Origin of the sequence: Sphingobacterium sp. UBA7249, from assembly GCF_002472835.1 — a bacterium.
Lineage (GTDB): Bacteria > Bacteroidota > Bacteroidia > Sphingobacteriales > Sphingobacteriaceae > Sphingobacterium > Sphingobacterium prati.
The window spans coordinates 211,316-237,813 of record NZ_DKST01000015.1 but is presented as its reverse complement, the minus strand read 5'-3'; the positions used below and the strand labels follow the sequence as shown (position 1 = coordinate 237,813).

The 26,498-nt window shown below is 39.7% G+C and carries 24 protein-coding genes; 5 read left to right on the top strand and 19 right to left on the bottom strand.

What is annotated here, in order from left to right:
• Positions 1–33 precede the first annotated feature (33 nt).
• On the top strand, positions 34–5,760 hold the full coding sequence (locus tag B4A24_RS11740; protein ID WP_293945143.1) for a DUF3320 domain-containing protein: 5,727 nt from the start codon (positions 34–36) through the stop codon (positions 5,758–5,760).
• Between the two features lie 58 nt (positions 5,761–5,818).
• On the opposite strand, the gene B4A24_RS11735 is transcribed toward B4A24_RS11740, so the two are convergent.
• From B4A24_RS11735 to B4A24_RS11705, 7 genes are all read right to left on the bottom strand, one after another.
• A complete protein-coding gene (locus B4A24_RS11735; RefSeq protein WP_293945141.1) occupies positions 5,819–6,178 on the bottom strand; it encodes a DUF7674 family protein in 360 nt (119 codons plus the stop codon).
• Positions 6,175–6,738: a GNAT family N-acetyltransferase gene (locus tag B4A24_RS11730; RefSeq protein ID WP_293945139.1), complete on the bottom strand. Its 564-nt coding sequence runs from the start codon at positions 6,736–6,738 to the stop codon at positions 6,175–6,177. The genes B4A24_RS11735 and B4A24_RS11730 overlap by 4 nt, the downstream gene beginning before the upstream one ends.
• Positions 6,725–7,141, bottom strand: a complete 417-nt coding sequence (locus B4A24_RS11725; RefSeq protein WP_293945138.1) for a hypothetical protein — start codon at positions 7,139–7,141, stop codon at positions 6,725–6,727. The genes B4A24_RS11730 and B4A24_RS11725 overlap by 14 nt, the downstream gene beginning before the upstream one ends.
• A 162-nt stretch (positions 7,142–7,303) precedes the next feature.
• Positions 7,304–7,735 carry a hypothetical protein gene (locus B4A24_RS11720; RefSeq protein ID WP_293945136.1) on the bottom strand — a complete coding sequence of 144 codons (432 nt, stop codon included), beginning with the start codon at positions 7,733–7,735 and terminating at the stop codon, positions 7,304–7,306.
• Positions 7,736–7,794: 59 nt separating this feature from the next.
• Positions 7,795–8,286 carry a hypothetical protein gene (locus B4A24_RS11715; protein WP_293945134.1) on the bottom strand — a complete coding sequence of 164 codons (492 nt, stop codon included), beginning with the start codon at positions 8,284–8,286 and terminating at the stop codon, positions 7,795–7,797.
• A 272-nt stretch (positions 8,287–8,558) separates the two neighbouring features.
• Entirely contained in the window at positions 8,559–9,770 is a 1,212-nt protein-coding gene (locus tag B4A24_RS11710) for a DUF1266 domain-containing protein (RefSeq protein ID WP_293945132.1), read from the bottom strand.
• Positions 9,771–10,198: 428 nt separating this feature from the next.
• On the bottom strand, positions 10,199–10,555 hold the full coding sequence (locus B4A24_RS11705) for an ArsC/Spx/MgsR family protein (protein WP_293945130.1): 357 nt from the start codon (positions 10,553–10,555) through the stop codon (positions 10,199–10,201).
• Between the two features lie 228 nt (positions 10,556–10,783).
• On the opposite strand from B4A24_RS11705, the gene B4A24_RS11700 reads away from it, so the two are divergent.
• Positions 10,784–11,692: a helix-turn-helix domain-containing protein gene (locus tag B4A24_RS11700; protein WP_293945128.1), complete on the top strand. Its 909-nt coding sequence runs from the start codon at positions 10,784–10,786 to the stop codon at positions 11,690–11,692.
• An 82-nt stretch (positions 11,693–11,774) separates the two neighbouring features.
• Positions 11,775–12,776 carry an aldo/keto reductase gene (locus B4A24_RS11695; protein ID WP_293945126.1) on the top strand — a complete coding sequence of 334 codons (1,002 nt, stop codon included), beginning with the start codon at positions 11,775–11,777 and terminating at the stop codon, positions 12,774–12,776.
• 127 nt (positions 12,777–12,903) lie between these two features.
• On the opposite strand, the gene B4A24_RS11690 is transcribed toward B4A24_RS11695, so the two are convergent.
• The 10 genes from B4A24_RS11690 to B4A24_RS11645 all read right to left on the bottom strand — a co-directional run bounded on the left by B4A24_RS11690 (position 12,904) and on the right by B4A24_RS11645 (position 23,053).
• A complete protein-coding gene (locus tag B4A24_RS11690) occupies positions 12,904–14,628 on the bottom strand; it encodes a HAMP domain-containing sensor histidine kinase (RefSeq protein ID WP_293945125.1) in 1,725 nt (574 codons plus the stop codon).
• A gap of 52 nt (positions 14,629–14,680) precedes the next feature.
• Positions 14,681–15,802, bottom strand: coding sequence for a sensor protein KdpD (locus tag B4A24_RS11685; RefSeq protein WP_293945123.1), 1,122 nt, complete (start codon positions 15,800–15,802; stop codon positions 14,681–14,683).
• Positions 15,803–15,865: 63 nt separating this feature from the next.
• Entirely contained in the window at positions 15,866–16,954 is a 1,089-nt protein-coding gene (locus tag B4A24_RS11680) for a porin (RefSeq protein ID WP_293945121.1), read from the bottom strand.
• Positions 16,955–17,009: 55 nt separating this feature from the next.
• A complete protein-coding gene (locus B4A24_RS11675) occupies positions 17,010–17,576 on the bottom strand; it encodes a K(+)-transporting ATPase subunit C (protein WP_293945119.1) in 567 nt (188 codons plus the stop codon).
• A 21-nt stretch (positions 17,577–17,597) separates the two neighbouring features.
• Complete coding sequence (gene kdpB / locus B4A24_RS11670; RefSeq protein ID WP_293945117.1) at positions 17,598–19,607, bottom strand: potassium-transporting ATPase subunit KdpB; 2,010 nt, start codon at positions 19,605–19,607, stop codon at positions 17,598–17,600.
• A gap of 22 nt (positions 19,608–19,629) precedes the next feature.
• On the bottom strand, positions 19,630–21,318 hold the full coding sequence (kdpA, locus tag B4A24_RS11665; protein ID WP_293945115.1) for a potassium-transporting ATPase subunit KdpA: 1,689 nt from the start codon (positions 21,316–21,318) through the stop codon (positions 19,630–19,632).
• A gap of 132 nt (positions 21,319–21,450) precedes the next feature.
• Entirely contained in the window at positions 21,451–21,528 is a 78-nt protein-coding gene (locus B4A24_RS23890) for a potassium-transporting ATPase subunit F (protein WP_172394954.1), read from the bottom strand.
• Positions 21,529–21,539: 11 nt separating this feature from the next.
• Entirely contained in the window at positions 21,540–21,905 is a 366-nt protein-coding gene (locus tag B4A24_RS11655) for a DUF7674 family protein (protein WP_293945113.1), read from the bottom strand.
• A 669-nt stretch (positions 21,906–22,574) separates the two neighbouring features.
• A complete protein-coding gene (locus B4A24_RS11650) occupies positions 22,575–22,763 on the bottom strand; it encodes a hypothetical protein (protein WP_293945111.1) in 189 nt (62 codons plus the stop codon).
• Between the two features lie 59 nt (positions 22,764–22,822).
• Complete coding sequence (locus tag B4A24_RS11645) at positions 22,823–23,053, bottom strand: hypothetical protein (protein ID WP_293945110.1); 231 nt, start codon at positions 23,051–23,053, stop codon at positions 22,823–22,825.
• Between the two features lie 320 nt (positions 23,054–23,373).
• Here B4A24_RS11645 and B4A24_RS11640 point away from each other — a divergent pair, with 320 nt between their 5' ends.
• Both B4A24_RS11640 and B4A24_RS11635 read left to right on the top strand, forming a co-directional pair.
• Positions 23,374–24,105, top strand: a complete 732-nt coding sequence (locus B4A24_RS11640; protein ID WP_293945108.1) for a 3-keto-disaccharide hydrolase — start codon at positions 23,374–23,376, stop codon at positions 24,103–24,105.
• A gap of 743 nt (positions 24,106–24,848) precedes the next feature.
• Complete coding sequence (locus B4A24_RS11635) at positions 24,849–25,307, top strand: hypothetical protein (RefSeq protein WP_293945106.1); 459 nt, start codon at positions 24,849–24,851, stop codon at positions 25,305–25,307.
• 90 nt (positions 25,308–25,397) lie between these two features.
• Here B4A24_RS11635 and B4A24_RS11630 read toward each other — a convergent pair whose 3' ends face one another.
• Positions 25,398–25,868: a hypothetical protein gene (locus B4A24_RS11630; RefSeq protein WP_293945104.1), complete on the bottom strand. Its 471-nt coding sequence runs from the start codon at positions 25,866–25,868 to the stop codon at positions 25,398–25,400.
• A 202-nt stretch (positions 25,869–26,070) separates the two neighbouring features.
• On the bottom strand, positions 26,071–26,391 hold the full coding sequence (locus B4A24_RS11625; protein ID WP_293945102.1) for a DMT family transporter: 321 nt from the start codon (positions 26,389–26,391) through the stop codon (positions 26,071–26,073).
• Positions 26,392–26,498: the final 107 nt, after the last annotated feature.

Genomic DNA, 26,498 nt, shown 5'->3' with positions numbered 1-26,498 from the left:
CAATATCTTTAAACTAATATATATTTTTTTAAAATGATCGAAACTAATGCTTGCTTTCAAGTTGCGATAGAGAAGGCTCCCCATTTTAATTATAGCTTCTGTTTCCATAATTTGTCCCTTGTCGAAAGAGTTGACATCACTGCAATTCAAAAGGACCTTGAACAGATTAAAATTGAATTTACTTCTGAAATCGGATTGTTTTCCCCATATACAATCCATATAGATAGGTTTTTGGAAGGAAAATCGGTGACACTGAAAAATTTAGATTTCGACTACAATATTCTGTTTATCAAAAATTTAACAGAGAATGACATGGATTCCATTGCCTGTACAATCTCTTCCAATAATGAAATCCTCCATGAACAAAAATTCACGGTAAAGATATTACCGATGGACTATTTTGGTGGATTAAGTAAATACCCTGAGTTATTGGCTTCCTATGTTTTGCCCAATCATGCCATAATCTATGAAATTAAAGCGGAGGCAGTCAAAATTCTTGAGAAAAATAGATTAAGACCAGCGTTTGAGGGCTACCAATCCAATAACAAAGAGCGGATCTTACAGGAAGTAATGGCTATATATCAGGCGATTTTAAATATCAATATTACCTACAGTGCCATGCCGCAAAGCTTTGAAGCTGAAGGTCAGCGGATTCGTCTGGTCGATCAGATCTGGGAAACCAGATTTGGAAACTGTATTGATATCTCACTATTATTTGCAGCCTGTCTGGAAGCAATCGATCTGAATCCGATTCTTATTGTTACACGTGGTCATGCATTTATTGGAGTATGGCTCAGCGACCAGCGGTTAGAGGCGATAGTCAACTATGATCAGGCAGCTATCTCAAAACGAATCGCTCCTGGAATTGACGATATCGCTTTAATTGAGTCTACTCATCTTTGCAGGGGAAACGCCTATACTATGCGGGAAGCAATGAACATTGCAGAAACACAGCTATTGCATGCAAAAAATTTCATCCTATCCCTTGATATCAAGCATGCTCGTTCACATGGCATTCTACCCCTACCTTTTACAGGGAGAGAAGAGCTGAACAAAGCAGGTATTAAGAGCTCATCGAACCTATCTAACCAACAGGCTATCGATCATTTTAATCTAGATGACAACAATCTGGATCTAGCACTTAGTGACACCAAAGACCTAACTAAACAAAAAATCTGGGAAAGAAAGCTACTTGACCTCTCACTCAGAAATAATCTATTAAATCTTCGTTTCACGAAAAGCATGCTGCAAATCGTAGATCTGAAAATAGACCATTTGGAAGATCATCTATCAAACGGAAAATCACTGTCCATTCATCCAAATAACAATCAACAACTCTCGCGCCGTTATAATCTATATTCAGAGCCTATGCATTTCTCCGAGCCATTGTTTAAGCTCGCAGAAGATGAATTTCGGTACAATCGCCTACTAACACATTACCATCAGGATGATCTGGATATCATTTTAACACACTTGTTTCGTAACGCGAAACTGGCCGAAGAAGAAAATGGGAAAAGCACATTATACCTGGGGGTTGGTCTATTGAAATGGTTTGAGCCCAAAAGCAAGCTGCAGGCTAGACTTGCTCCCATTCTATTGATTCCGGTTGAGTTATCCCGTCGATCCGTTAACACCAAGTTTACGCTCCGAAGTCGCGAAGAAGATGCTATGATCAATATTACACTATTGGAATATCTCAAGCAGGAATTCAAGCTTAATCTCAGTGCTTTGGAGACACTACCAATGGATGAGTCTGGAGTAGATGTCCAAAAAGTACTTTCCATTTTAAGAAAGTCCATATTAAATCTGGAAGGGTGGGACATCCTGGAGCAGGTTGTTTTAGGAAACTTTTCTTTTAACAAACTGATTCTATGGCAAGATCTGTCCAAATATGCCGAAGAAATTGAAAAAAGTACGATTGTAAAGAGTTTGATTGATGGAAAGCTTTCAGAAATGCTGGATATCACAGACGATTCGGAAAACCTCGAGCTGATGCCATCTGCACAGTTAACGTTACCGATACCAACCGACAATTCACAATTGGATGCTGTTCGTCACTCGAATGCAAATAAAAGCTTTGTCTTACACGGCCCTCCCGGTACGGGTAAATCCCAGACCATTACCAATATTATTGCAAACGCCTTGGCAAATGACAAAAAAGTGCTTTTTGTAGCTGCTAAAAAGGCGGCGCTGGACGTGGTGCATCGCCGTTTGGAAAAAATTGGCTTGGGTTCTTTTTGTTTGGAGTTGCATTCAAATAAATCCAAAAAATCAGATGTGCTTCGTCAACTGGAACAGAGCCTGGAGACACCAAAATATCAAAGTCATATTGATTTTCAGGAAGAAGCTCAACGTATTGATCAGCGCAAAGCGGTATTAAGTCGCTACGTAGACGCCCTACATCAGTCCTTCCCGATCGGCTGGAGTCTATATGATTCTGTCTCCTACTTAGACAGCAATCATATTGCTATCAACACAACATGGTTGCTGTCTTTACAACTGGAGCTTATTGATAAAAAGACTTGGAATGATTGGCAGGATTGGGCAATTCCTTTCGGCGAATTAACACGCAAATTACCTACGATTGAGAAACATCCGTTACGTTTGATCTTGCTGAAAGATCAAAACTTTGCCCATAAAAATCAAATTGAAAAATCTATCGAAGATTATAATCTGGCATCAATTAATGCGACAAAAGCCCAAACGGATTTACATTTGACGCTTTCGGACAATTGGATCGCAAACAAAGCTTCGCTATACGCACTCCTCGAAAAAACAGCTCATTTTCAAGCACATCAGACCATAGTGAATGTATGCTTTGATCCACGTCAAAAGAATTTACTTGATCACTGGATTGAACTGCAGACCCAAAAGCAGGCGCTAGAGCAGCTCCTTATTACAGATTTTGGCAACCGAATACTCACAATAGACTGTAACGCTATTGAATCCAGCTGGAATCAGTCAAAGCATTCCTGGTTTCTGCCTAGATGGCTGAAACAACGCAAAGTAAAGAATTTCTTAAATGGTTTTGCTACAAGCAAAATCGGTTCTGAACAACAAGTCGATCAATTCTTTAAACAGAAGAATTCCTTTGATCTCCTTTCAAAGAATTTACGCGAGCCGCAATTTAATCCCATAAACGAAGCAACGAGCTATTATCTTGTTGGTAATGCGTTTAACCTAGACTCCCTATCAAAGAACCGACATGAGCTGGGAGAATTAAATAATTTGGCACAAGATCTCAAGTTTGAAAACTTTCAATCCTGGCTCAACTACATCCTCACAAATATAGATGCAAAGCTGCGAATTCCAGCTACTATCCTAACACTACAGCAGTATGCGGATAAACACCAGGCAATTTCGACATTTTTAGTATATGTTCCGGAAGTTGAAGAATTAAACCAAATAAAACAGCATTTAGATCATCTTGATGACTGGATCCGATACAATTATTATAAAGATCAGGGAATAAAACTTGGATTATCCTGGTTGATTGACCTGCTTGAATCAAACAAGATCGATAAAAATGAGTTAAGCAAAGAAATGGAAAGTGTGCTACATCTCAATTACTTCATCAATGCGCTGGATCAGTCTACTGTTCTAAATGGTTTTGATGCAACTCTATATGAGGCACAGATCTCACAATACAAGGCACTACATCAAGAATTTACACGACTGATGCGGGATCAATTAGTTTTGGATTTAAGCAATAAAATTCCGAATCTATCTCAGGAAGCAGTTCATAGTTCGGAAATAGGCATTTTACAGCGAGCCATCCGCAGTAGGGGGCGTGGCGTCAGTATCCGCCGTTTATTTGATCAGATTTCGACATTACTTCCACGGTTAAAACCCTGCATGCTGATGAGCCCGATTTCGGTTGCCCAATATTTCGATGTCAATACCGATCATTTTGATCTGGTTATTTTTGATGAGGCTTCACAATTGCCAACATCCGAGGCCATAAGTGCTCTTGCACGAGCAAAGCAGGCCATCATTGTCGGGGATCCCAAACAAATGCCACCAACCAGCTTCTTTGCCAGCAACAAAGTGGATGAAGATAATCTGGAATTAGAAGATCTAGAAAGTATCCTTGATGATACCCTTGCCTTGTCCATTCCATCTAAATACCTGTTACGGCATTACCGCAGTAAACATGAAAGTCTAATTTCTTTTAGTAACACTAACTTTTATGAAAACAAATTGCTGACCTTTCCTTCTCATGACGATCAGGATAGGAAGGTCAGTTTTCAATTGATCAACGGTCATTACGACAAAGGGAAAACACGAACAAATCCGAAAGAAGCGGAGGCTGTTATCCAATACATAAAACACCATTTGGAACATCATCCCCATCGTTCATTGGGTGTCGTTACATTTAGTCAGACGCAACAGAATCTAATAGAAGATTTGTTACAGATTTTATTTTCCGAGCAACCTGCTTTGGAGGAAACCGCACTACAGGGCGAGGAACCAATTTTCATTAAAAACCTGGAAAATGTTCAAGGCGACGAACGTGATTTTATTCTTTTTTCAGTTGGTTATGGTCCAGATGAAGAAGGAAAAGTTTCCATGAATTTCGGTCCATTGAATCGTGATGGTGGCTGGCGTAGGCTAAATGTCGCAGTAACCCGCGCCCGATATGAAATGCGCGTTTTCTCTTCATTGAAGGGAGAACAAATCGATTTAAGTCGTACCAATTCTGCTGGTGTGCAAGGGTTGAAAGCCTTTTTGAACTTTGCAGAAAGGGGTCTATTGCAAACAACGGAAACTGTTGCTCTAGACCAAGAAAAAAATACACTTATCCAATCTATTGCCAGGCATTTAGATAGAAATGGTATAAAAGTAAAAACGAATATCGGAACTTCGGACTACCGTGTTGATATTGGTATTATTGACCCGATGCATACGCAACAGTATATTTTGGGAATTTTGGTCGATGGAAAAAACTATTTCAACACAAAAACGACAAATGACAGAGAGCTGCTTATTCCCGATGTCCTGCAATCTTTGGGATGGCATATCTACCGCATCTGGACTTTGGACTGGCTAAAGAACAAAGAAAAAATACTGACTGATATAAAGGCTGAAATTCAACGCTCCATAAACGATGCTACAATGAAAGAGCCTGTCATCATTGACGCTTCGCAACCGCAGTCTAAGGCCAATATTTCAGTGATATCTGACGATGCGATTGTTTCAAGTAAAATGAAACCCTATATAAGTGCTCATGTCAATGCAATGGCAACAGCTAGTGCAGAATCAATTTATGATGAGGCACATCGAGCAGTATTAAGCAATCAGATCCTAGAAATCGTCCGTACAGAATCTCCAATTGGTCAAAATCATCTGTTTCGCAAAGTAATACGTTTATGGAATACACCAAGATCCTCAACAAAACTTACCCAGTACCTCAGTGAGCTTATAAAAAAGCTGCCAGATGTAAGGGAGGAGGTTGCACATCAAAGCTTTTATTGGGATCAGAAACAATCGACCGAAGAGCTGACTTACTATCGGAACAACAGCATAGAGAAACGTGCCATAGAAGATATAGCTCCGCAAGAAATAGAAGTTGCCCTGATCGAGGTCATGGACAACAACCTGAGTTTGTTGAGAGAAGATCTTGTCCGCGCCACAGCCCGAATCTTTGCGTTTTCCAAAACTGGAACTCAGATTGATATTATGATCAATAATTCAATCGACAAACTTCTGCAACAAGGCTATTGGAAATCAATAAGTGGTCGAATCGTTTTGACGGATTAGTTCCACCGGAGTCAAAGGGAATCTCCATCTTATTTGAGTCGGACTATATAGATCAGGCCTAGTTACCTGATCTATATAGCTGATTGATGTAAGCAGTATAGATTCCGATGGGAATCTTCCCAGCCACCATTCCCCGTCGTGATAAAGGACAAGCTGCCAATATACTGTCCAATGAAAAAACAAATATATTCTCCACTGCATTCTTGAGCCTCCACTCTCCTTTTTCATGTATGTATTCCATGAGGTGCAAGGCCTTTCCCAATTCCTTTTCCTGTCCCTCTTCGATCATTTTTTTGATATATACTGTAAAAATCCGGATTATTGTGATAGGATTTCCAGTATTTTCAGGGCGTAAAATTTCTCTTTGCGCCAATGGTATTACTGAAATAATTATTTCTTGAGCTTGTTTTATATTCATAATTTATTCACTTTAGGTGCCGAATCCGGCTCAAACATCATTGCCGTACAATAGCAGTTTTTAAAGCATGTATTTTTTAAATTCTGATAATTGACACATTGCTCACATTTTTTCCAAAATGATGGGTCCTGTGTTATTTCAGAAAAAGTCACTGGTTGTAGTCCTAGTTTTGAGTTAATCCGCATTGTCGCCAATGTCGTTGTAATGCCAAATATCTTGGCCAGCGGATACTTCGCCCGTGTCAACCAAAATATATTATCCTTCATCTGCGTCGCCACCCCAAGTCTTCGCCAGCCTGGAGCTACAATCAAACCGCAATGAGAGACAAAGTTACCATTCGCATAAACCTCCAGATAGATGTAACCGACCCATTGCCCTTCTTTAGTCAAGGCGATGATAGCATTTCCTTCGGCTATTTTTTGACAGATAGAGTCAGAACTTCGTCTCCCTATCCCAGTTCCCCTTGCCCGTGCGGAGGCATCCATTTCCTCCGAAATCTGAGCTGCATATGTGCAGTCGGCCATACTAGCCTGCCGTATTATTACATCAGTTATTTTCATAGGGACGATATTCAGCATGCTTGTTTTTTTCTTTATCGTAAATACCTTCGGGCAAAACAAGCCGTTGTAGTGAAAGTGGCAAGCGGGCTTCAAGGTAATTCCATTCAATCGAGTTGCATGCTTTTTTTAATTTGGAGAAGGTGTTTGGAAGTAATCCGTTTATCACAAACTGGAGTTCGGAGGTTCCCCGATCATGCACATAAGCCATGACTTGCATAATCCATTCAAAACGATGCCAATCCTTGGCATAAATGACATCTTCTGCAAACTGTGAGATCAATTTTACAATATTTTTGTAGTCTCCTTTAAGTTCGGATTTTCTTAATCTTAGATTCAACTCAGGAATTACAGCAGCAATAAAATCCACTGTCTGTCCTTCATCCATTTTTTTTCTTACTTCCATTGCATCGTTTTTTATGTATAATGTTATCCATTGTTAAACGGGATGAATCAAACAATATTCCATAACAATAAAAAAATAAGTAAGAATCTGATATACAGAAAGATAATTTTATTCTAAAAAATATAAAAAAGAAATGGCCTTATCATTTTGATAGGGCCGTTCTCAATTTGGAATAATCTCTACTTCATAGGAGCCCGTATAATGATTCCCAACCATCTTATTTTCATTAATCGTAATAAAGTATTTCCCACTATCAATAAAACGGTAAGTTAGTTCTTTTCCAAATGGGCCATCTGCTGTTCCATTTGGAGAAAACAACTGGCTAATTCGAATATTGGCTGTATCCGATGGAGTTTTGATTTTTATCCGAACAGAATCTGCTCGATGAACGAAAATAAAAATAGTATCTGTCTGTCCGGACTTTATTTCCATATGCTTTACCAAACGGCCATCGTTAAAAGAAACTGCTTTTTCTGCTGATTTCGGATCAGTTGAGTTATTTCGCATATTTCTATCCTGGTCTGACGGGGACTGACACGCTGCCTGTACGATGAGTGCTGCCGAGATCAAAATCGTTGATGATATTTTATTCATGACTTTTTACCCGATATAACAATTCTCAACACATGCTTGTTTTCATGATCTGATCCTTCTTACATTGTCCAGAGACTCCATTTCGATTTTACCGCAGCAGGGTTTACTTGCTCTATTTTCTTATAAAATTTATAGAAATCTTTATTCCATAGGGTATAGTTATAGGCAAACTTAAATACTATCTTGTGATTCCCAGCTTTCTGAATAATGACTTGCCAGACCCTGTCATTGGTGATTGTTATCGCAGTCTTGCTCAGTTCGATTATATCCGTCAGCGGGAAAACCGCCTTTCTCTGCTGTTTATTATCGATAGCATAAAAGTTTATGTCATCAAAATAGAAATCTTCATCGCTGACAAGATTATCTTCCAAGCCAAACAGGAAAGGGCGGGACGAAATCTTTCTGATCTTTTCGCCCACTAAATCAGCTGAAGCTTCATAACTGATCTGATTATTTTCAGGTTTAAATCCAGCAGTATACTTCCTGAAAATTAGGCTAAATAGTACAATAAATAGTACTAAACCTGCCAACAATATAAGGTATAAATACATTCTTCTCTTTGTTAAACGATATTTGTGTTTCTCTCCAGACATCAAAAAAACGTCTAAATATATAATACGGTAATTAATTAGCAGCGCAAAATTATCAAATTTAATTCAATATGCAGATTTCCATGGCCAACGGGTAAATAAAAGGGATCAAAGTTTCAGATTGGGGGTGATATCGAGATGGAGTCATAAAAAATCACTCGATGACAAGCATTGAGCGATTTTTTATAATAAACAACAGTATGATAAGCCATCCGTTTCTCGATATAAAAAGACTAGCTTCCAAAGCTGATATAATACAGCGGTACATCACCCGTATAATTTCCTACACGATCAAGCCCTTCAAAGAATATGTGATCCCCCAGTTCCTTCCCTATCAATTGTTTCTCCATTTGATACAATAGATCCAGTGCGGTAAAATTCTTCCCATTGGATGTGCGAAGGCGGGCACAGATTTCCACTTGGTAGTATCCACTGTCTTCATTGTCCCCATCAAAAGCCTCGTCTTCGTCATCCAATAATGTTTCGTTCGAATTCAAGTCTTCCATTCCCTTAATCCAACACATATAGCATAACTCCATTTCTGGAACATCAACCACAACTTCAGTGGCGTCCCACTGCGCCCGTTCAGCTAAAATATCATGCTGATATTTTACGACACTAGCATCAAACTCGTCGATACTATGGTAGGATTTGGCTTGAAATGTCCAAACAATAGTTGACATTACACGTTCCGGCAGGATTTGGCTGTTCCAAACAACATTCTTCCATGGGCTGCCGACTTTCCCCCGCAAATAGCCAATGTATCTTTTCAAATAAGACTTTCCTATGTTGTTGTTCAGTCCAATTTGTTGTTCTCCTTCTAGAAATTTATCGGAGAATGAACTCCAATCTTCAAAATGCAACCGTGCGTAAAAGGACAGACTTTTCAACATCTCCATGGCTGCTGGTTTGGACAGGTAGCCCACATCCGTAGCCGCAGTCACTATATGACTAACGACTGCAACGGCAAGTGCATCCACCCCAGGTTTGCCGATGTCCCAACTTACACTGTCGATTTGATCTTCCCGTCCCTCCAGAACTGTACCCTTAGTCTTTATTCCAAGCAAATTAAAATATGCTGCTAGAATTTGAAAACAACTTTCCCTGTCTTCGATCGCAAAATCCCTTTTCAGTAACTTTACGAATTCATTTCTGTACTCCGCCTGTCTGGGATAATTTCCAAACTGATAGAGATGGACTGGATAGCTGCCGTCATCACTGGCGCTACCGAATACCGTAAACCAGTCACCAAAGACGATAACCCGGAATGCTGCCCCTAACGCCGTACCAAATTGCTCATCGTATGAAATATCATTCAGCAACTCTTTACTATTAACTTCCTCCGTCGAGGTTTTATCCATTTCTCTCTCCTGCGCAAGTTCCTCTTGTGCTTCTCTTACTCCCTCCTTTGCTGCACTCAATAATTCTCTAAAAAATTTAAACATGATCTTAAATTTGTTTTTGGCTAATGATGCCAGTTTACATTTATTAGCTCATCCAAAATACACTGGTGCTGAAATCATTTTCATCCAGTCAGCAGTTTACTTAACATTTCATTTTGCCGTCGTAAAGCTGAAAATAAATATTTACATATTATTTTGAAATCCATATTAGCTCGAAAGCCTACGATATTTGTAGCTGGAGATTCTATATTTGAGGCAAGATAATGGGAATAAATATATTATAAGATAAGCTTCATTTGGTTAAAAGCATATCAATGCTGCAGTCTTTATAAAATGACTATGATTACAATGAAACGGAATCTACAGATATAGGCTGATGCCTTCAGGCTATCTTAAAAAAGATCAGCTTTAAGATAAAAATATATGCTACAATAGGCCTTTAAGGCCAACTAACATGACAACTATCGCCATTAGGAGGAACGCAATGTAAAGAGCTCTATTACCCGCTCAAGCGGCCGTCCGATAACAGCTTTGCCATCCTTAATAATGATTGGCCGTTCAATCAATATGGGATTTTGCAGCATCACATCAATCCACTGCTCGTCTGTCAAATGAAGATGTTGAAATTTTTCAAGGAATAAGGCCTCATTCTTTCGAATAAGTGCTAATGGTCGAAGTTCAAGCTTTGACAGGATTTCAATCAGTTCTGCTTTACTCGGTACCTCGTCAAGATACTCCTGCACGTGCAGATCTAGCGCATGCTGTTTCAAAAAATCCAGGGCTGCACAGCTCTTGCTACATTGTTTATAATGGTATATTTTAATCATAATTGCTCGTTAATATCTTTTTAGATTCAAAAAAAGGCCTTCATAGTTGATCCAAAAATAGGAATAAGTTGGTGAAATTCGAAAAATTTCGCCAACTCAGCATCGACATTATTGTACAAATACACGATCCAGATATCGAACAGATAGACTTCAACATAAGCATAACATAGTAAAAAATTGAACTGTAAATGACCATGAATTATAAAACGAATTTTATAATTTAGTACTATGAACTCAGCAGAAAGCGTAACAGACTTTTATAAAAGACAACCGGGCTTTGCTAAGCTAGACTTACCGCTCAATAATACGGGTTTTGGTCACTTCAACGTATTTAGCAGAGAATCCTGTACAGTAGTCTCCCCTTATAACCGTCGTGATTTTTATAAAACCTCGCTGATTATAGGTCGGGGCAAATTATATTATGCTGATAAATGGATACAGATCGACCGCCCGGCCATGTTATTTGCTAATCCGGTCGTACCCTATGCCTGGGAACCGGAGTCTTCCGCCCAAGCAGGATGGTATTGTGTCTTTACGGAAGAGTTTATTCAACATAGTGAACGCATAGAGAGTTTAAAGGATTCTCCTCTTTTCAAAATCGGGAGCAATCCTATTTACTTTCCGAATGCAGAACAACTGGATGAAATTTCAACAATTTTCAAAAAAATGATGTTGGAGATGCGATCAGACTATGCGCATAAAGACGATATCTTGCGCAGCTATCTGCATTTATTGATCCATGAGACAATGAAATCGAGTCCTGCTCAAGAATTTGGCTCATATACAAACGCTTCCACGCGGGTATCCAGTCTTTTTTTGGAACTTCTGGAACGTCAATTTCCGGTAAATATAAGTAATACTGGTCTACAGTTGAAAAGTCCGGGGGACTATGCCCACGCACTTTCGGTACATATTAATCATCTAAATCGATCTGTTAAAGAAACAACCGGCAAAACGACAAGTGCACATATCGCTAGCCGTATTGCTCAGGAAGCCCGTGCACTGCTTTTACACACAAATTGGAATATCGCGGATATCGCCTATAGTCTAGGCTTTGAATACCCCTCTTACTTTACAAATTTTTTCAAAAAGCATACTGGAATGTCGCCAAACCAACTGCGGACAGCCACTGTTTGAATACTATAATTATCTGTTTGATTGTTTTAAGCAAGGCACGAGATACCTTCACTACTTTTGTATTAAACAAAATATAATCGTCATGAAATATAGAAATCTTGGAACAACGAACGAACAGTTATCTGCTATTGGATTAGGCTGTATGGGAATGAGTTTTGCCTATGGACCTACAGACGAAAAAGAGAGTATTGCTACACTTGAAAGAGCTTTGGATCTCGGCATAAATTTCTGGGACACCGCAGATATGTATGGTAATGGTGCTAATGAAGAATTAATTTCAAAAGTGCTTGTACCCAATCGTGATAAAGTATTTATTGCGACCAAATTTGGTTTTCGCTTCAAGGATGACAAAGCAGGACCAAGTGGCACAGCAAACACTTATTTTGACGGGTCACCGGCATGGATAAAAATAGCCGTAGAGAACAGCCTCCGACGCCTTCGTATCGATACTATAGACTTATATTATGCGCATCGGGTAGACCCTAATGTCCCTATCGAAGATACAGTTGGCGCGATGGCGGAATTGGTCAAAGAAGGTAAAGTAAGATATTTGGGACTCAGTGAGGCATCCCCAGCTTCAATCATTAAAGCTAATGCTATACATCCCATTGCTGCTTTGCAAAGTGAGTATTCACTGCTTACACGTGATGTAGAAAAAGAAATACTGCAAACTGTCCGTAATTTGGGTATCAGCTTAATTCCTTATTCGCCACTGGCCAGAGGTTTATTTTCTAATACCTTAAATTTAGATAGTCTGTCGGCAGATGACTTTAGAAGAACACTCCCCCGCAATCAGGGCGAACATGCGGAAAACAATGCGCGATTAGTCGCTGAGTTTGCCCGCTTGGCCCAGGACAAACAATGTTCACCGGTACAACTGGCATTGGCTTGGGTACTAGCTCAGGGAAATGATATCATTCCTATTCCGGGCACAAAAAAAAGAAAGTATCTGGAAGAAAATGCAGGAGCCATAGACGTGCAATTGTCCGATTCGGATTTAAATGCCATCGAAGAGATACTGCACAAATACCCAAATGTAGGCGCCCGTTATAGTGATGGTGCAATGGCACTCGTCAACAACTAATATCGAATCGTTACCAAATACGGAGTACCGCAGGCAGTTTTCACGAATTCCTGTGGTACTCAGTATTTGCTTTGTCGAAATATCCCTGCCCACTGTTTTTAAAACTGTCTTATTCCGTCATTTTCATTTAGCTCGCGTTTAGTGAAAAATAAAACGAACTTCCGGCACCGTATTCACTGTTTACCCCTATTATACCGCCCTGAGCTTCAATAAATTCTTTACTAATACTCAATCCCAGTCCAGTACCCCCTTTTTTGGACCCCGGGACACGGAAATAACGTTCGAAGATCTTGTCAAGGTACTTCGGTTCAATACCTTGTCCATGATCCGTGACCGAAAATTGGATCGCCGATTCCTTTTTTTCAACCCGGATCTGAATACTGGCGTCTTCGTAGGAATAGCGTACCGCATTGGAAAGAAAATTTGTCAATACCCAAGCGGTTTTTTCACTGTCCGCTAAAACCGTATTTATGGATGGATCCATTTCCAATACAAACTTTATCCGCTTTTGATCCGCCGCAAACTGATTTGCCATCACCGCGTAATCGATGATCGGTTGTACATCAGTCTCATGTAAGCTGATCTGAATAGCACCACTCTCTACCTGAGTCATATTCAGCAGTTCTCCGGTGATCTTAAGCAAGCGATCCGAATCATCTTTTATCCCATTTAACAATCCAATTTGCTCGGGATTGAGGTGACCAATCTGTTCATTTCCCAATAGTTGGATGCCCATTTGAATCGCTGCGATAGGTGTTTTAAATTCGTGTGAAACCGTGCCAATAAAGTTTGTTTTTGCCAGATCAAGCTCTTTGAATGTGGTTATATTTTTCAAGATCACAACCTGTCCGATAAACGTCGGATTAGACTCCCCAGTAGGCAATATATTGATATCAATAATATCTTTTTCAAAATAGCTTTCCCTTTCATTTGCATAAATCTTAATAGGGCGCTTTTCCCGTTGATCCGGTGCAAGAGCAAGATCTTTAAAAATATCCTTTATCAGATCATTTTCATTGGAAACTATCCCTGCAGATCGTCCAATCAGCTGCTCCTTTTTCAGGGTTGTAATGTGAATCGCTTCTTCGTTGGCGAAAATAATCTGTCCATATTCGTCAAGTCCAATGACAGGATCATGCATATTATCAACCAGGGCCTCAATACGCTTTTTCTCTTTTAAGATTTTATCCAGCTTACTTTCTGAATACTCTTCAAGTTTCTCTGCCATCGTATTGAAAGACTTAGCCAATTCCGAAAACTCTCCTGTATTTTGCAAATGCAAACGTTCTTTATAATTCTGACCAGCAATCTGTCGAATACTTCCGGTTAGTTTGGCAATTGGATCCGCAATATTCGATGGCAAATTGACGAGTAATATAAAAGCAATAATAAAACAAAGTGCCCCAGCAAAGGAAATGACCAAGATAGCCTGTTCGGCGGTACGATCAGCTACTAGGCTTTTATCTGCAATTGCTGTCATATTTTGCTGCATTAGCAGCGTGATTTCCCTCCTTATCGCCGAAATGCCCCCCCCATCCTGGGGATTACTTTTTAGCAATTTAAAATGCTTGGCAATGACGTCAGTGGTCTGTTGTTCTCCAGGTTCGGTTACATTCTTCCGTTGTTGGTTAAGATTGTTTTCAAAACTAGAAAAAGCAGCGTGTTTTGTGGGCATATCCTCAAGTGCCAGCAACATATTCTTCGCGTAACGCAGTGTATTATAATTTGCGGTCAATATATTTCCGGTATCTTTCTTTAGCCTATACACATACCAACCGCTTAATGCGGCAAGCAGGAAGATCATAAGAAACAGGGAGCCTACCCCAAAAGTAAGTTTCGTTTTTATTTTCATTTGTTTTTGTCAGTTAACTTATCCCCTAACATACGTGCAATATATCACTGTTTTACGACAATATAATAAGGTCAATATCTTTCTTTGACAATTGCGCCAATAACCTACGGAAAGTATCAGTTGACAATAAAATTCTGAACAGAGACAACCTTGGTTTGCCGATACATACGGTAGTAATATGACGCTGCTCACATAAGGCTAATATTTCATTCGCGACATTGCGTGCTTCGATCTTAACTATTTCTCCGCCCAGTTCTGTCGCCAATTTAAAATTATTGATCAAATGTCGCTGCTTGTTCAGGGCAATCCTATCCCCACGTTCTGCGGGCATCTGAACGTATAATACCAACCAGCTACTGTTATAATAACCAGCCAGACGGGCAGTCTTTCGGATGACATTTTTGGCCTTCACCTCATTAGAGCTGATACACGCAAGAAAACGTTCTTTGCGTGTCCAACGCTGCGGTTGAACTTCAATTTCTACTTTGCGCTGTACCTGTGAAGCCACTTCCTTTAAAGCCATTTCCCGTAACTGGAGAATATGCTCACTTTTAAAGAAATTCTGTAACGCCGCCTGAATTTTTGATGACTCGTAGATCTTACCATCTTTTAAACGGGTGATAAGCTCTTCCGCAGTAAGGTCTATATTGACAACTTCATCAGCCGAATCCACCACGCTATCAGGTACGCGTTCTTTCACTTCCACCCCTGTAATTGCCTTTACTTCCTCATTGAGGCTTTCAATATGTTGAATATTGAGCGCACTAATCACATTTACACCCGCATCAAGAATCTCCAGAACATCCTGCCAACGTTTCGTATTTTTACTTCCTTCAATATTTGTATGTGCCAGTTCGTCAATGATTACTACTTCGGGGTGAATGTTCAGCACGGCGTTTACATCCAATTCCTCCAATTGTTTTCCCTTGTAGAAAAGGTTACGCCTTGCAATGAAAGGAATCCCTTCAAGCAGCTCGTGTGTCTCTTTGCGATTATGTGTTTCGATGTAACCAATCCTTACATCAACTCCGCTATGCAGTAGGTTATGTGCATCTTGCAACATACGATAGGTTTTCCCGACACCGGCACTCATACCAATATAGAGCTTGAATCTACCCCTTCTTGATTTCTTGATCAGATCCAGAAAATGTTCCGCGCTTTTTCTTTCTTCCATTTTACCTATCATTTCGCTCACCTTGCTGTTGAATCAACGTACAACAGCAAGGTTTGTTTTTAATTAGAAACTAACAGTTAGCGCCATCACGGCAGTTGTGCTATTTTTTACCAGATTATTTTTTCGGTCGAGGAAAATAGCTTCCTTATTCGATAGATTGCGTAATTCCGTCCGCCAAAGTACATTCGGGAGGATTGCATAATCAGCATTGATTGAATAGCCAAATGTCTGGAAACCATTTTTGGCTTCGGTTGAAATAATGACTCCCTTCTTGTCCTGATAATATTCGCCTCTAACGGTAAGACTAAATTTATCAGAGCTTGTATAACGTGCAATCAACACCGGCGTATACCACACATTATAGCTACTGCTTCCTTTTTCTTTTTGTTCGGCGCCTATGTCAAAACCAGCTGCAACGCCAAACTCTCTATTTAACTGGTAAATGACATATAGATTATGGAAATAGCGCATCTGTCTGACGCTATCGGCTTTATCACTGCCGATAAAAGACCCGCTGTTGATCGTTAAGTTATCGGTTGGCTTATAGACAAGCTGATGTCCAAAGGCAGGCAAACTATTGCCATCAACCCGCTGTATACGTTGCCAACCATTGAGTACAAGCCCACCAAGGAATAATTTTCCCGACGCGGATGTGTATGATACTTTTGCACCAGTTTCAAAATATGGCGAGTTATCAGCGAAAAGGCTCCTGGTCAATGTCCAATTGTCTTTTCCGATGGCACTTTCGAACCCCAAATGAGAGGAAAAAATACCAGCATCGATCCATAAATTGTGTCTCTTTGAAATACGTACACCGGCATTAGCCTCATAGATGTTTTTCAATACTCCTGGCTCAGCAGCGTAGTTGGCATTCATGTAAGTACCTGTCGCCAAAGCAACAGTCGCACGTGTATTTTCAGTGCCGTAAGTTGCTTTTAGCAATGCCATATTAATATTCACTTCATTATTTCTGTTGTGACTGTAAACAAAAGCAGGACGTGTGTTGGCAATGGGATTGTTGAAATCCCGCATATAATAGGCTTCAACATATCCACTAATGGAAACTGTCTTATTCTGAATTGTATCTTCCTGTGCAAATATGGTTATCGTTGACCCTAGCATGAAGCAGGCCAACAAGGCTAATTTTTTCATCTATTTTAATTATTTGATCGTCATTTATTGTGTTCGTATCGTCAGGCCTCGACATTTATTTTTCAGTCATCTGATCCAAGGCAATATTCAGTTCAAGTACATTTATTTTTTCAGGTCCAAACATACCCGCAATTGGTTTTTGCACATGTGCATCCACTAGTGACTGTAAACTATTTGCATCTATCGCTCTTGCTTTGGCAATACGTGCAACTTGTATTTTGGCTGCTGCCACGGATATATCGGGATCCAGTCCACTACCGCTTGCTGTGACAAGATCTACAGGCACCTGCCCTCTTGACACTCCTGGATTATTCCTTAAAAATGTATCAATACGGGCTTTTACTTCTATCAGATATTCCGGATTGGAAGAACCTTTGTTGCTCCCTCCCGATCCGGCAGCATTGTACGCTACAGCTGATGGCCGCGACCAGAAATAGGCTTCATCAGTAAAAGACTGACCGATATTTTTATAATATTTCTGATCATGATAGCTTATAACCGCTCCCTTTCCGTGATTGGGTGCCAGTTGTGCGATCGCCCAGACAACAGCTGGATAGATGACTGCAAGCAGCACCAAAAGCACCACTGTGATCTTGATAGCGGGATAGATATGTGTTTTCATGTTAATTTTATAAATGATATTTTAGATAAATAGGGCGATCAATAGATCGATCGCTTTAATTCCGATAAAAGGTACGAGAATGCCCCCCACACCAAATACAAGTAAATTTCTGCGCAACAGCGCACTTGCACCAATAGGTTTATAGGCGACGCCTTTCAATGCCAATGGAATCAATAATGGGATAATGATCGCATTGAAAATCACTGCCGAGAGAATAGCGCTCTGAGGGCTATTCAAATGCATAATATTTAATCCTTGTAGTGCGGGAATTGCCGTGATAAACAACGCTGGGATAATGGCAAAGTACTTGGCGACATCGTTGGCAATACTGAAAGTGGTCAGCGTACCACGGGTCATCAATAATTGTTTTCCGATTTCCACTACTTCAATCAATTTCGTAGGGTCATTGTCCAGGTCTACCATGTTCCCCGCTTCTTTGGCGGCCTGGGTACCACTATTCATTGCTACACCTACATCTGCCTGTGCAAGAGCTGGCGCATCATTGGTACCATCCCCCATCATGGCAACCAATCGTCCATCTGCCTGCTCCTTCTTGATATAATTCATTTTATCTTCAGGTTTGGCTTCGGCAATAAAGTCATCCACACCTGCTTTGTCAGCGATATATTTTGCAGTCAGCGGGTTATCGCCAGTTACCATCACGGTCTTAATCCCCATTTTGCGCAGTCTTTCAAAACGCTCCTGAATACCGGGTTTAATCACATCCTGTAATTCGATCACACCAAGCACATCTTCATTCTCGGCCACGACCAATGGTGTCCCCCCATTTTGCGAGATGGTCTTCACCCGTTCGTCTGTCTCAATGGGAAACGAATTCCCCGCTTTGGTCACGATATTACGTATCGCATCTGTCGCTCCCTTGCGGATACGTGTACCGTCAAAGTCTATCCCAGAGCTGCGTGTTTCGGCAGTGAACTTGATAAATACAGGTTCCTGAATGCCGTAACTTGCAGGTTTTACTGCCGCCAATTCGACAATGGATTTTCCTTCTGGAGTTTCGTCAGACATGGAACTTAAAACGGCGGCACGCACCAAACTGTTCATTTCAACCGTATCTGCAGGATAAAAATTGGTCGCCTTCCGGTTTCCTATCGTAATCGTTCCCGTTTTGTCAAGGAGCAATACATCAATATCGCCTGCCGTTTCGACGGCCTTACCGCTTTTTGTGATGACATTCGCACGCAATGCCCTATCCATTCCAGCGATACCAATAGCAGACAATAGGCCTCCTATAGTCGTTGGTATCAAACACACAAAAAGTGATATAAAAGAAGCGATCGTGATACCTACATTGGCATAGTCAGCAAAGGGCTTTAGGGTAACAGTCACGATAATAAAAACAAGTGTGAACCCTGCTAAAAGTATCGTCAACGCAATTTCATTCGGCGTTTTCTGGCGACTGGCACCTTCAACCAAAGCGATCATCTTATCCAGGAAGCTTTCGCCCGGTTCAGTCGTAACCTGCACGACAATTCTGTCGGATAATACCTTCGTACCTCCGGTAACAGAACTTTTGTCGCCACCGGCTTCACGGATGACAGGGGCAGATTCCCCGGTGATGGCACTTTCGTCTATCGTCGCCAATCCTTCTATAATTTCGCCATCAAGTGGTATGATATCTCCTGCCCGACACACAAAGACATCATTCTTTTTTAACGCTGCAGAGGAAACTATCCGACCATCCTGTAGTTTAGCTGGTGTTTCCTCACGGGTTTTGCGAAGACTATCCGCCTGTGCTTTTCCGCGGGCTTCGGCTATCGCTTCCGCAAAATTCCCAAAAAGCAAGGTGAGGAATAGAATGACAAAGACAGTGAAATTGTACCCAAGGGAGCCCTGCGAGGTTTCCCCGGTCATTATCCAAACACAAACTGCGGCCATAATCAGCGTTCCGATTTCAACCGTGAACATCACTGGATTGCGGAACATTACCTTCGGATTTAGTTTCACAAAAGATTGTTTTAACGCTTGTTGTACAAGTTCTTTCTGAAACAATGTTTGTTGATTGCTCATTTCTAAAATTTTATTATTTTAATTATTGCATGGAGAAATATTCAGCGATTGGCCCTAACGCCAATGCTGGGAAGAAGGATAGTGCTGCTATGATGACAATCACCGCAAATACCATCATTCCGAATGTACTCGTGTCCGTCTTCAGTGTACCTTCGCCCTCTGGAATAAATTTCTTCTCAGCCAAAAGTCCTGCGATCGCCACGGGGCCGATAATGGGTATAAATCGTCCGAGCAACAACACGATACCTGTGGAAATATTCCACCATAGGGTATTATCTCCCAACCCTTCGAAGCCACTTCCATTATTTGCCGCCGAAGAGGTATATTCATACAATATTTCGCTAAAACCGTGGAATCCAGGATTGTTTAATGTAGACGCTCCCTGTGTCGGAAACGCGGTCGCCAGTGCTGTACCAACGAGGATAAGGAAAGGGTGCGCCAGTGCCACAATCATAGCTATTTTCATCTCCCGGGCTTCGACCTTTTTACCCATAAATTCTGGGGTACGGCCGACCATTAATCCGCTAATGAATACCGCCAATATGATGAAAATAAAGAAATTGAGTATTCCCGCCCCAACACCACCATAAAATGCATTGACCATCATCGCAATAAGTTCGTTCATACCGGACAATGGCATGTAACTGTCATGCATGGAATTCACTGAGCCTGTCGAAATCATAGTCGTTACTATGCTCCAGAAGCCAGATGCTACAGCGCCGATGCGGACTTCTTTACCCTCCATCGCACCGAGGGAAGTATCTATCCCCATCTGTGTTAAAGCCGGATTTCCCGCTGCTTCCATCCTGATATTTGGAATTGTCAGGATCAAGAAACCTATTGTCATTACCGCGAACATCATCCATGCGAACTTGCGTTTGCGGATAAAGAAACCAAATGCAAAAATCATGGCCATAGGAATAAGAAACTGAGCGACCATTTCTACCATGTTGGTCAAATAATTTGGGTTTTCCAATGGATGTGCGCTATTTGCGCCAAAAAATCCACCACCGTTTGTGCCAAGGTGTTTAATAGGAACAAATGCCGCGACAGGCCCCCTGCTCACCTGCACGGTGTCACCCTGCATATTGATCATGGTATCCTTCCCCTCCATCGTCATTGGCATCCCCTGAAAGACAAAGATTGCTGCGATCAGCAGACAAATGGGAAGTAGTATCCGCGTGCATGACTTGAGGAAAAACTCATAGAAGTTACCCAATTTCGTTGCGGTTTTATCGCTAAATGCCTTAAAAATGACTACCGCTGCTGCCATTCCAATACCGGCCGTAACAAACTGAAGAAACATCAACCAAATCTGACCGAAGTAACTCACTCCGGTTTCACCCGAATAATGCTGGAGATTACAGTTGACCAGAAAAGATATTGACGTATTGAAAGCAAGGTCAGCTGACATGCTTGGATTACCATCGGGATTCAAGGGTAAATGCCCCATATTCATCAATACGACCATACTCAATAGAAACCAAACAAAATTTATAGTCAAAAGAGCGACCAAATGTTGCTTCCAGGTCATCTGTACAGTCGGATCTATACCACTAATTCTATAAAACAAACGTTCCAAGGGTTGAAAAACAGGATCAAGTCCTGTTTTCTCGCCCGCATATACTTTGGCGATGTACCTGCCAAGTGGAATTCCCAACAGCAATGTGATCATAAACATTGCAACGATTCCAAAAATTTCTGTATTCATTTCAGTTGTGTAATTGTTGTTTGAAAGATTTTACTGTCTACCTTATTCACTATTTTCTTTTACCCACCAGGATCTGTCGCGCTGCGAGAAGAACTATGGATAAAACTGAATTTTGAGGTATTTTTAGTACTGCTAAAATTTTTCGGGTTTGAGGAGTACATAACAGATATATCCAAAAACCATGAGTGCTACTATAAATAAAGCTGTCATTTGTCTTACTATTAATAAATTGCCTGTTGTTGCCTTTTTTGGATTTCCAAAAAAGAAAGTGGAAGACGGTTTTCAATCGTTATCCATTCTTCTACCGTATAGATCCGTTTTATTCCCGTCAAAGAGCGTACAAATAAATTTTCCATCATGTATTGGACGTAACGGTTACCCCGGCTATATAGTGCTCCCAAAAAGTGGATATGCCGGCACAACGTATCAATATCACGAGCGGCACTTAACGTACGAAGGTGGTTGACCACGGCCTGTAGCGCTCCAGCAAAATTGTGTTTCCGAATCAGAAGATTAATTTCCGAACGGATCTCCCTGTAGTGGAGTATCATATACAAACCGATCCGGTATTGATTTAATTTTTTCATCTTATGCTTTTTCAAAATTTAACTGATATACAGTTGATAGATCATCGTTAGGATCAAAATGATCATCACAAACTTTGCGATGCGATCCATAGATAATTTTCTTGGAGCTATATGCTTTTTATTTTCATTTAAATCTTTCATGGCTGACGTTGACTTAAGTGCTGTTCTATTCTGCGTTTTCCTAAATTTTCTCGAAGAAATCCACCATTTTAAAGAATAACCAAAAACAAAGCAGGCCAGTTAGTATCAGTACGAGTGTTATCATTATTGTGGGGATTATTAGTAAAGATTCGTAAACTATATCCTATCGTTTTTGGGGATATTATATCTATCCCCGGCTTGTATTTGAACTTCACGTTCGGCGGACTTTTTGACGATTCTATTATTTTTCTGATCATTTCCATTTATGATTTGTCCCTATAGGCCAAACAGCATTCCACAGTTGTAACAAAGAACATAAACAACTATAAAACAGTAAATTAAAAATAAAATACTAAAAATTCAACTGATGAAACCTTATCAAAATGATAGGGTTATTTTATCAAAATGAGAACTGATTTATGATAGGAACTATCGAAAATATCGGATTCATATAATGCTAACAGCAGATTAATTGGTGAACAATAACGCGTTTTTCTCAGGCGAGAATTGGCTGCAACCTACAGTAAATTAAATTACTGTACTATCTTCTAAGTTGTCAACGGAAATTGGTTTATCTAAAGAAAAATTTATATTGATTCCATAAGGATCACAAATGTTGAATAGGCCTACAGCAAACCGTAATACCCATTCCTCCTCCTCGTCGTAAAGAATAATTTCGGGAAGATCCACCGGAAATTCTTCAATCTCTTTATCCAAATATTCCTTTTCCTAGTCGGTTATTTTGAAATCATAAGGTTATTCGGTCAATGTTTTTTTCAAAAAGGATATCCGGTTTCAAGATAGTTTTCCATATTATCAAGGATAACTTCCGCACGCCCTGTTATGTTAACACTTAGATCTTCCGTTTTTGTCAATATATAAAGTGGCATTTCTCCTTCAAAAAAACGGTTGTTCACAGCAATCCGGACAGACCAAACAAATGTTTCTTCAGGACCTTCAGTACATTCTAATGTCCCAAAATTCACTTTCAAAGTTTTATTAACCATGCTCTTAAATTTAAAAACAAATAGTATTCGTGAACAAAAAAAATAAAAAACATGAATAATATGTAAATTGGACTATAAAGATAGATCTTGGAATTAAACTTACATAAAAAAGAATACAGGAGAATAAATACGACGAGCCCAAATTCTTTGAAGAATATGGCAAAATGTATCGGTTGCAGAAGAGCTTATCAGGAGCTGGTGACTGGATTTGTGTAACAAATTCGCATAAATGTCTTTATTTATAAAAGAAAGTAAACATTAAAAATTATTTTAGTGCATCAAATTCCTAAGAACACTTCATATACGACAAACTTTAAACAATGATAAACTTAAACCTATTCAAAAAAATCGTTATAGCTGTCTTTATCGGCAGCCTATTCTATTCATGTAAAAATGATATGAGTGCCCCAAACACACTAAGTGAGAAGGAGCAAGAAGAGGGCTGGCAGCTACTATTTGATGGCACAACATTGAACAATTGGCATACGTACAACAATGAAAAAAAAGTGCCGACCGCTTGGGTGGTAAGAAATGGGACAATCTACTGTGACCCAAACAACCAAAGTCAAAAATATGACCTTGTATCCAATAGTGATTATAAAAATTACGAATTCAAATTCGAATGGAAACTTGAAAAGGAAGGCAATAGCGGTATTTTTGTCAATGTACAGGAGCGGCCTGACATCAATGCAACTTATCATTCAGGGCCAGAATATCAGCTACTTGCTGACTCGCACCCCGACTTTGACAAACCGTTGAAACGCGCAGGTTGTCTATACACGTTTTTACCTCAACAAAATTTTGTCAATACCAAAGCAAAGGATGATTGGAACCAATCGAGCATCGTACAGAAAGATGGTAAAATCACGTTCTATCTAAATGGTACAGCTACAGCAGAAATGGATTTCAATTCACAAAAATGGCAGGATCTGGTAAAACACAGCACCTTTAAAGATTTTCCTGAATTCGGTAAACATACAAGTGGTAAGCTTGCCCTTCAGGACTGGTCGAGGGGTGTATCCTTTAGGAACCTCAAAATAAAACAGCTATAACAGCTACATATATAGCTTCAAAAGCCCTTCGTTTTTGTATATATAAATGAAGGACTTTTTTATGGCTAGTATTCGTATTATCGTCTTTGACCATTGGTTGTAGAATCATGTAGATTATGTATTTAGCGTCACTCTGTAAAAAATATAGATTAGGCCATATGCTCATCAAAAGCTACCGCATCCCGATATAGCATAGACAATAAAGGGATATAACCGGATTATTATATTGAACAAACTGTACAAAATTCAGAATGGGTTGACTACATAATGAAGCTACTGGAAAATTCAAAATAATTGTTAGTTTTTCAAAAAAGATCCAAACAATTCGACTCTTTTTTTATTATTTAATATATATAAAACACAAATCAGCGATATCAACCTCATTTGCACTCATTTATAACAACACTCACCATCCATAAGATATTTCAGAATTAAAGTTCAAAACAATACACAAAAACGGAATAAAATACTTTTATCTGGATAAGGGCAAATTGAATCTATATGGCAAGGGTGCCGTAGGATACGAACAATATCATAATCGTCAAAAAGAGAGCTCTGACAATTTTGGTGCACTGTCCTACCAAGCCTCACCAATCGGTATTCGTTATGGTAATAAAATTGGCCTATACGGTGAATTTGGATTCGGATATTTGGGGATAGCCAATGTTGGTATATCTTTCAAATTATAATATTTCATACCTATAAATTGGTATAGTTTTTCAAACATTTAAATAAAAATTACTATGATCAAATCTATTATAACATTGCTATCTGTTGCATTTATAAGCAGCAGTTGTTCAACAATCCAACAAAAAGAAAAAATAGATTCAACTAAAAACAGGATATCGGTAAAACTTCAAAACTCGAATGCTCTTGCAATTAAAAATCCATGCGGTAAAATTAAGTTATATGCAGTCGCGGCGAACATTGCCGATGTTCCAGCAACAGTAATCGCCGAAAAAAGATTTAAGCAGAATGAATTACCATTTGAAATCAAACTATATCTTCCAAAAAATCATTACAAATTAATCAAACCGACCATTAACGAAACGGATCCTATAAAATATTACGTTGCTTTAGAATGGGATTCAAATGCTGACGGTACAGTTGGCAAAGGGGATGTAGCGATTGACTTTAACAAGAAATTTCCGACCGTATCCGTTGGAGATAATAATGAAGTATTTGTCATACAGACAGATTAATCCTGTTGACAGCTTCCCTGTGACACTAGTCACAATTCTATTATGGGAGGTTTAATGCGGAATAAATACCGCTATTACAAATCAGCGCAGTTAACGCAAATCAATACGTGCATCAATCCAAAAATAAGCCTGGTTTTTGCGGAATAGATCATCAGGTATTTGATGGTTATAAATTAGCTCTTCTAATGAGTTAAAATTGTAACGCAGCATGTCATCGTTCTTGAATTGTATAGGACGTAAAATTGCATCCTCATCATCAATAAAAATATCTGATTCGAATAGATTAATTTGATTTGAAGCAACCCAGGCCATAGCGGTAAATCTATCCATTTTTATTAAGGCCTTCGCTGCTTCTTGATAATGTTTCATTTCCCAGGGGAGATCTTCGGGATAGTGAGAGGCAACATAATCTTGATACACTTTTATATCTCCTATACGCAAACATTCGTTGCGAAGTAATAACCTTGTTGTATCACGTGCAAAGCTAATATAGTCTGGATGCATAAACAATCCGTATCGTTTACTATACATTGCTATCTTATCTACCAATTCCTGCCTCATAATTTACCTACGCAACAAAAATCATCCCAACATCCTCTTTAGCAACACGTTTTGATCCATATTATTGATTTTTTTGCAAAAAAATGTGATTTATCTAAAGTCAATGAGGACAAACAAGGTCTAATATTTCATATCAATAGAAAGGATTTCTAATAGCATTCCTTTTTAAAAACAAAGCGGTATCAGAATCCGCTGACAGCTATTAAAATATTTTTAAACCGAGAATACCCGCCACAATTAGCGTCGCAGACAAGAGCATGAAGACATTTGCCGAGTCGCCAAAGAAGAATACTCTCACTACCAAATTATCAACAGCACCTAATCCGGTCCACCACACCGCATAGGCGGTACCAATCGGAATTGCCTTCTGTGCATAAAACAGTAATCCCCTACTGATTGTCATGGAGACGACAGCCAATATAATCCAGCCAAATTTATTCCCTTCTGGCTGTTGCGCCGTCTTCAATCCCAAAGGCCAGCCAATTTCAAAAATACCAGCAATAATTAATGAAATCCAATTCATTTTCAATTATTTAAATGATCTACCACAAAAGTAATCACTTGATTGACTGCATTTTTGATGTATATCAAAATCGTTGTTTAGCGCCGTATGTGACTCAGAGTTTCTTG

What these genes read in the sequence shown, in the direction of transcription:
- B4A24_RS11740 (WP_293945143.1), top strand. Translation starts at nt 34, where the DNA reads ATGATCGAAACTAATGCTTGCTTTCAAGTTGCGATAGAGAAGGCTCCC.
- B4A24_RS11735 (WP_293945141.1), bottom strand. Translation starts at nt 6,178, where the DNA reads ATGAATATAAAACAAGCTCAAGAAATAATTATTTCAGTAATACCATTG.
- B4A24_RS11730 (WP_293945139.1), bottom strand. Translation starts at nt 6,738, where the DNA reads ATGAAAATAACTGATGTAATAATACGGCAGGCTAGTATGGCCGACTGC.
- B4A24_RS11725 (WP_293945138.1), bottom strand. Translation starts at nt 7,141, where the DNA reads ATGGAAGTAAGAAAAAAAATGGATGAAGGACAGACAGTGGATTTTATT.
- B4A24_RS11720 (WP_293945136.1), bottom strand. Translation starts at nt 7,735, where the DNA reads ATGAATAAAATATCATCAACGATTTTGATCTCGGCAGCACTCATCGTA.
- B4A24_RS11715 (WP_293945134.1), bottom strand. Translation starts at nt 8,286, where the DNA reads ATGTATTTATACCTTATATTGTTGGCAGGTTTAGTACTATTTATTGTA.
- B4A24_RS11710 (WP_293945132.1), bottom strand. Translation starts at nt 9,770, where the DNA reads ATGTTTAAATTTTTTAGAGAATTATTGAGTGCAGCAAAGGAGGGAGTA.
- B4A24_RS11705 (WP_293945130.1), bottom strand. Translation starts at nt 10,555, where the DNA reads ATGATTAAAATATACCATTATAAACAATGTAGCAAGAGCTGTGCAGCC.
- B4A24_RS11700 (WP_293945128.1), top strand. Translation starts at nt 10,784, where the DNA reads ATGAACTCAGCAGAAAGCGTAACAGACTTTTATAAAAGACAACCGGGC.
- B4A24_RS11695 (WP_293945126.1), top strand. Translation starts at nt 11,775, where the DNA reads ATGAAATATAGAAATCTTGGAACAACGAACGAACAGTTATCTGCTATT.
- B4A24_RS11690 (WP_293945125.1), bottom strand. Translation starts at nt 14,628, where the DNA reads ATGAAAATAAAAACGAAACTTACTTTTGGGGTAGGCTCCCTGTTTCTT.
- B4A24_RS11685 (WP_293945123.1), bottom strand. Translation starts at nt 15,802, where the DNA reads ATGGAAGAAAGAAAAAGCGCGGAACATTTTCTGGATCTGATCAAGAAA.
- B4A24_RS11680 (WP_293945121.1), bottom strand. Translation starts at nt 16,954, where the DNA reads ATGAAAAAATTAGCCTTGTTGGCCTGCTTCATGCTAGGGTCAACGATA.
- B4A24_RS11675 (WP_293945119.1), bottom strand. Translation starts at nt 17,576, where the DNA reads ATGAAAACACATATCTATCCCGCTATCAAGATCACAGTGGTGCTTTTG.
- kdpB (WP_293945117.1), bottom strand. Translation starts at nt 19,607, where the DNA reads ATGAGCAATCAACAAACATTGTTTCAGAAAGAACTTGTACAACAAGCG.
- kdpA (WP_293945115.1), bottom strand. Translation starts at nt 21,318, where the DNA reads ATGAATACAGAAATTTTTGGAATCGTTGCAATGTTTATGATCACATTG.
- B4A24_RS23890 (WP_172394954.1), bottom strand. Translation starts at nt 21,528, where the DNA reads ATGACAGCTTTATTTATAGTAGCACTCATGGTTTTTGGATATATCTGT.
- B4A24_RS11655 (WP_293945113.1), bottom strand. Translation starts at nt 21,905, where the DNA reads ATGAAAAAATTAAATCAATACCGGATCGGTTTGTATATGATACTCCAC.
- B4A24_RS11645 (WP_293945110.1), bottom strand. Translation starts at nt 23,053, where the DNA reads ATGGTTAATAAAACTTTGAAAGTGAATTTTGGGACATTAGAATGTACT.
- B4A24_RS11640 (WP_293945108.1), top strand. Translation starts at nt 23,374, where the DNA reads ATGATAAACTTAAACCTATTCAAAAAAATCGTTATAGCTGTCTTTATC.
- B4A24_RS11635 (WP_293945106.1), top strand. Translation starts at nt 24,849, where the DNA reads ATGATCAAATCTATTATAACATTGCTATCTGTTGCATTTATAAGCAGC.
- B4A24_RS11630 (WP_293945104.1), bottom strand. Translation starts at nt 25,868, where the DNA reads ATGAGGCAGGAATTGGTAGATAAGATAGCAATGTATAGTAAACGATAC.
- B4A24_RS11625 (WP_293945102.1), bottom strand. Translation starts at nt 26,391, where the DNA reads ATGAATTGGATTTCATTAATTATTGCTGGTATTTTTGAAATTGGCTGG.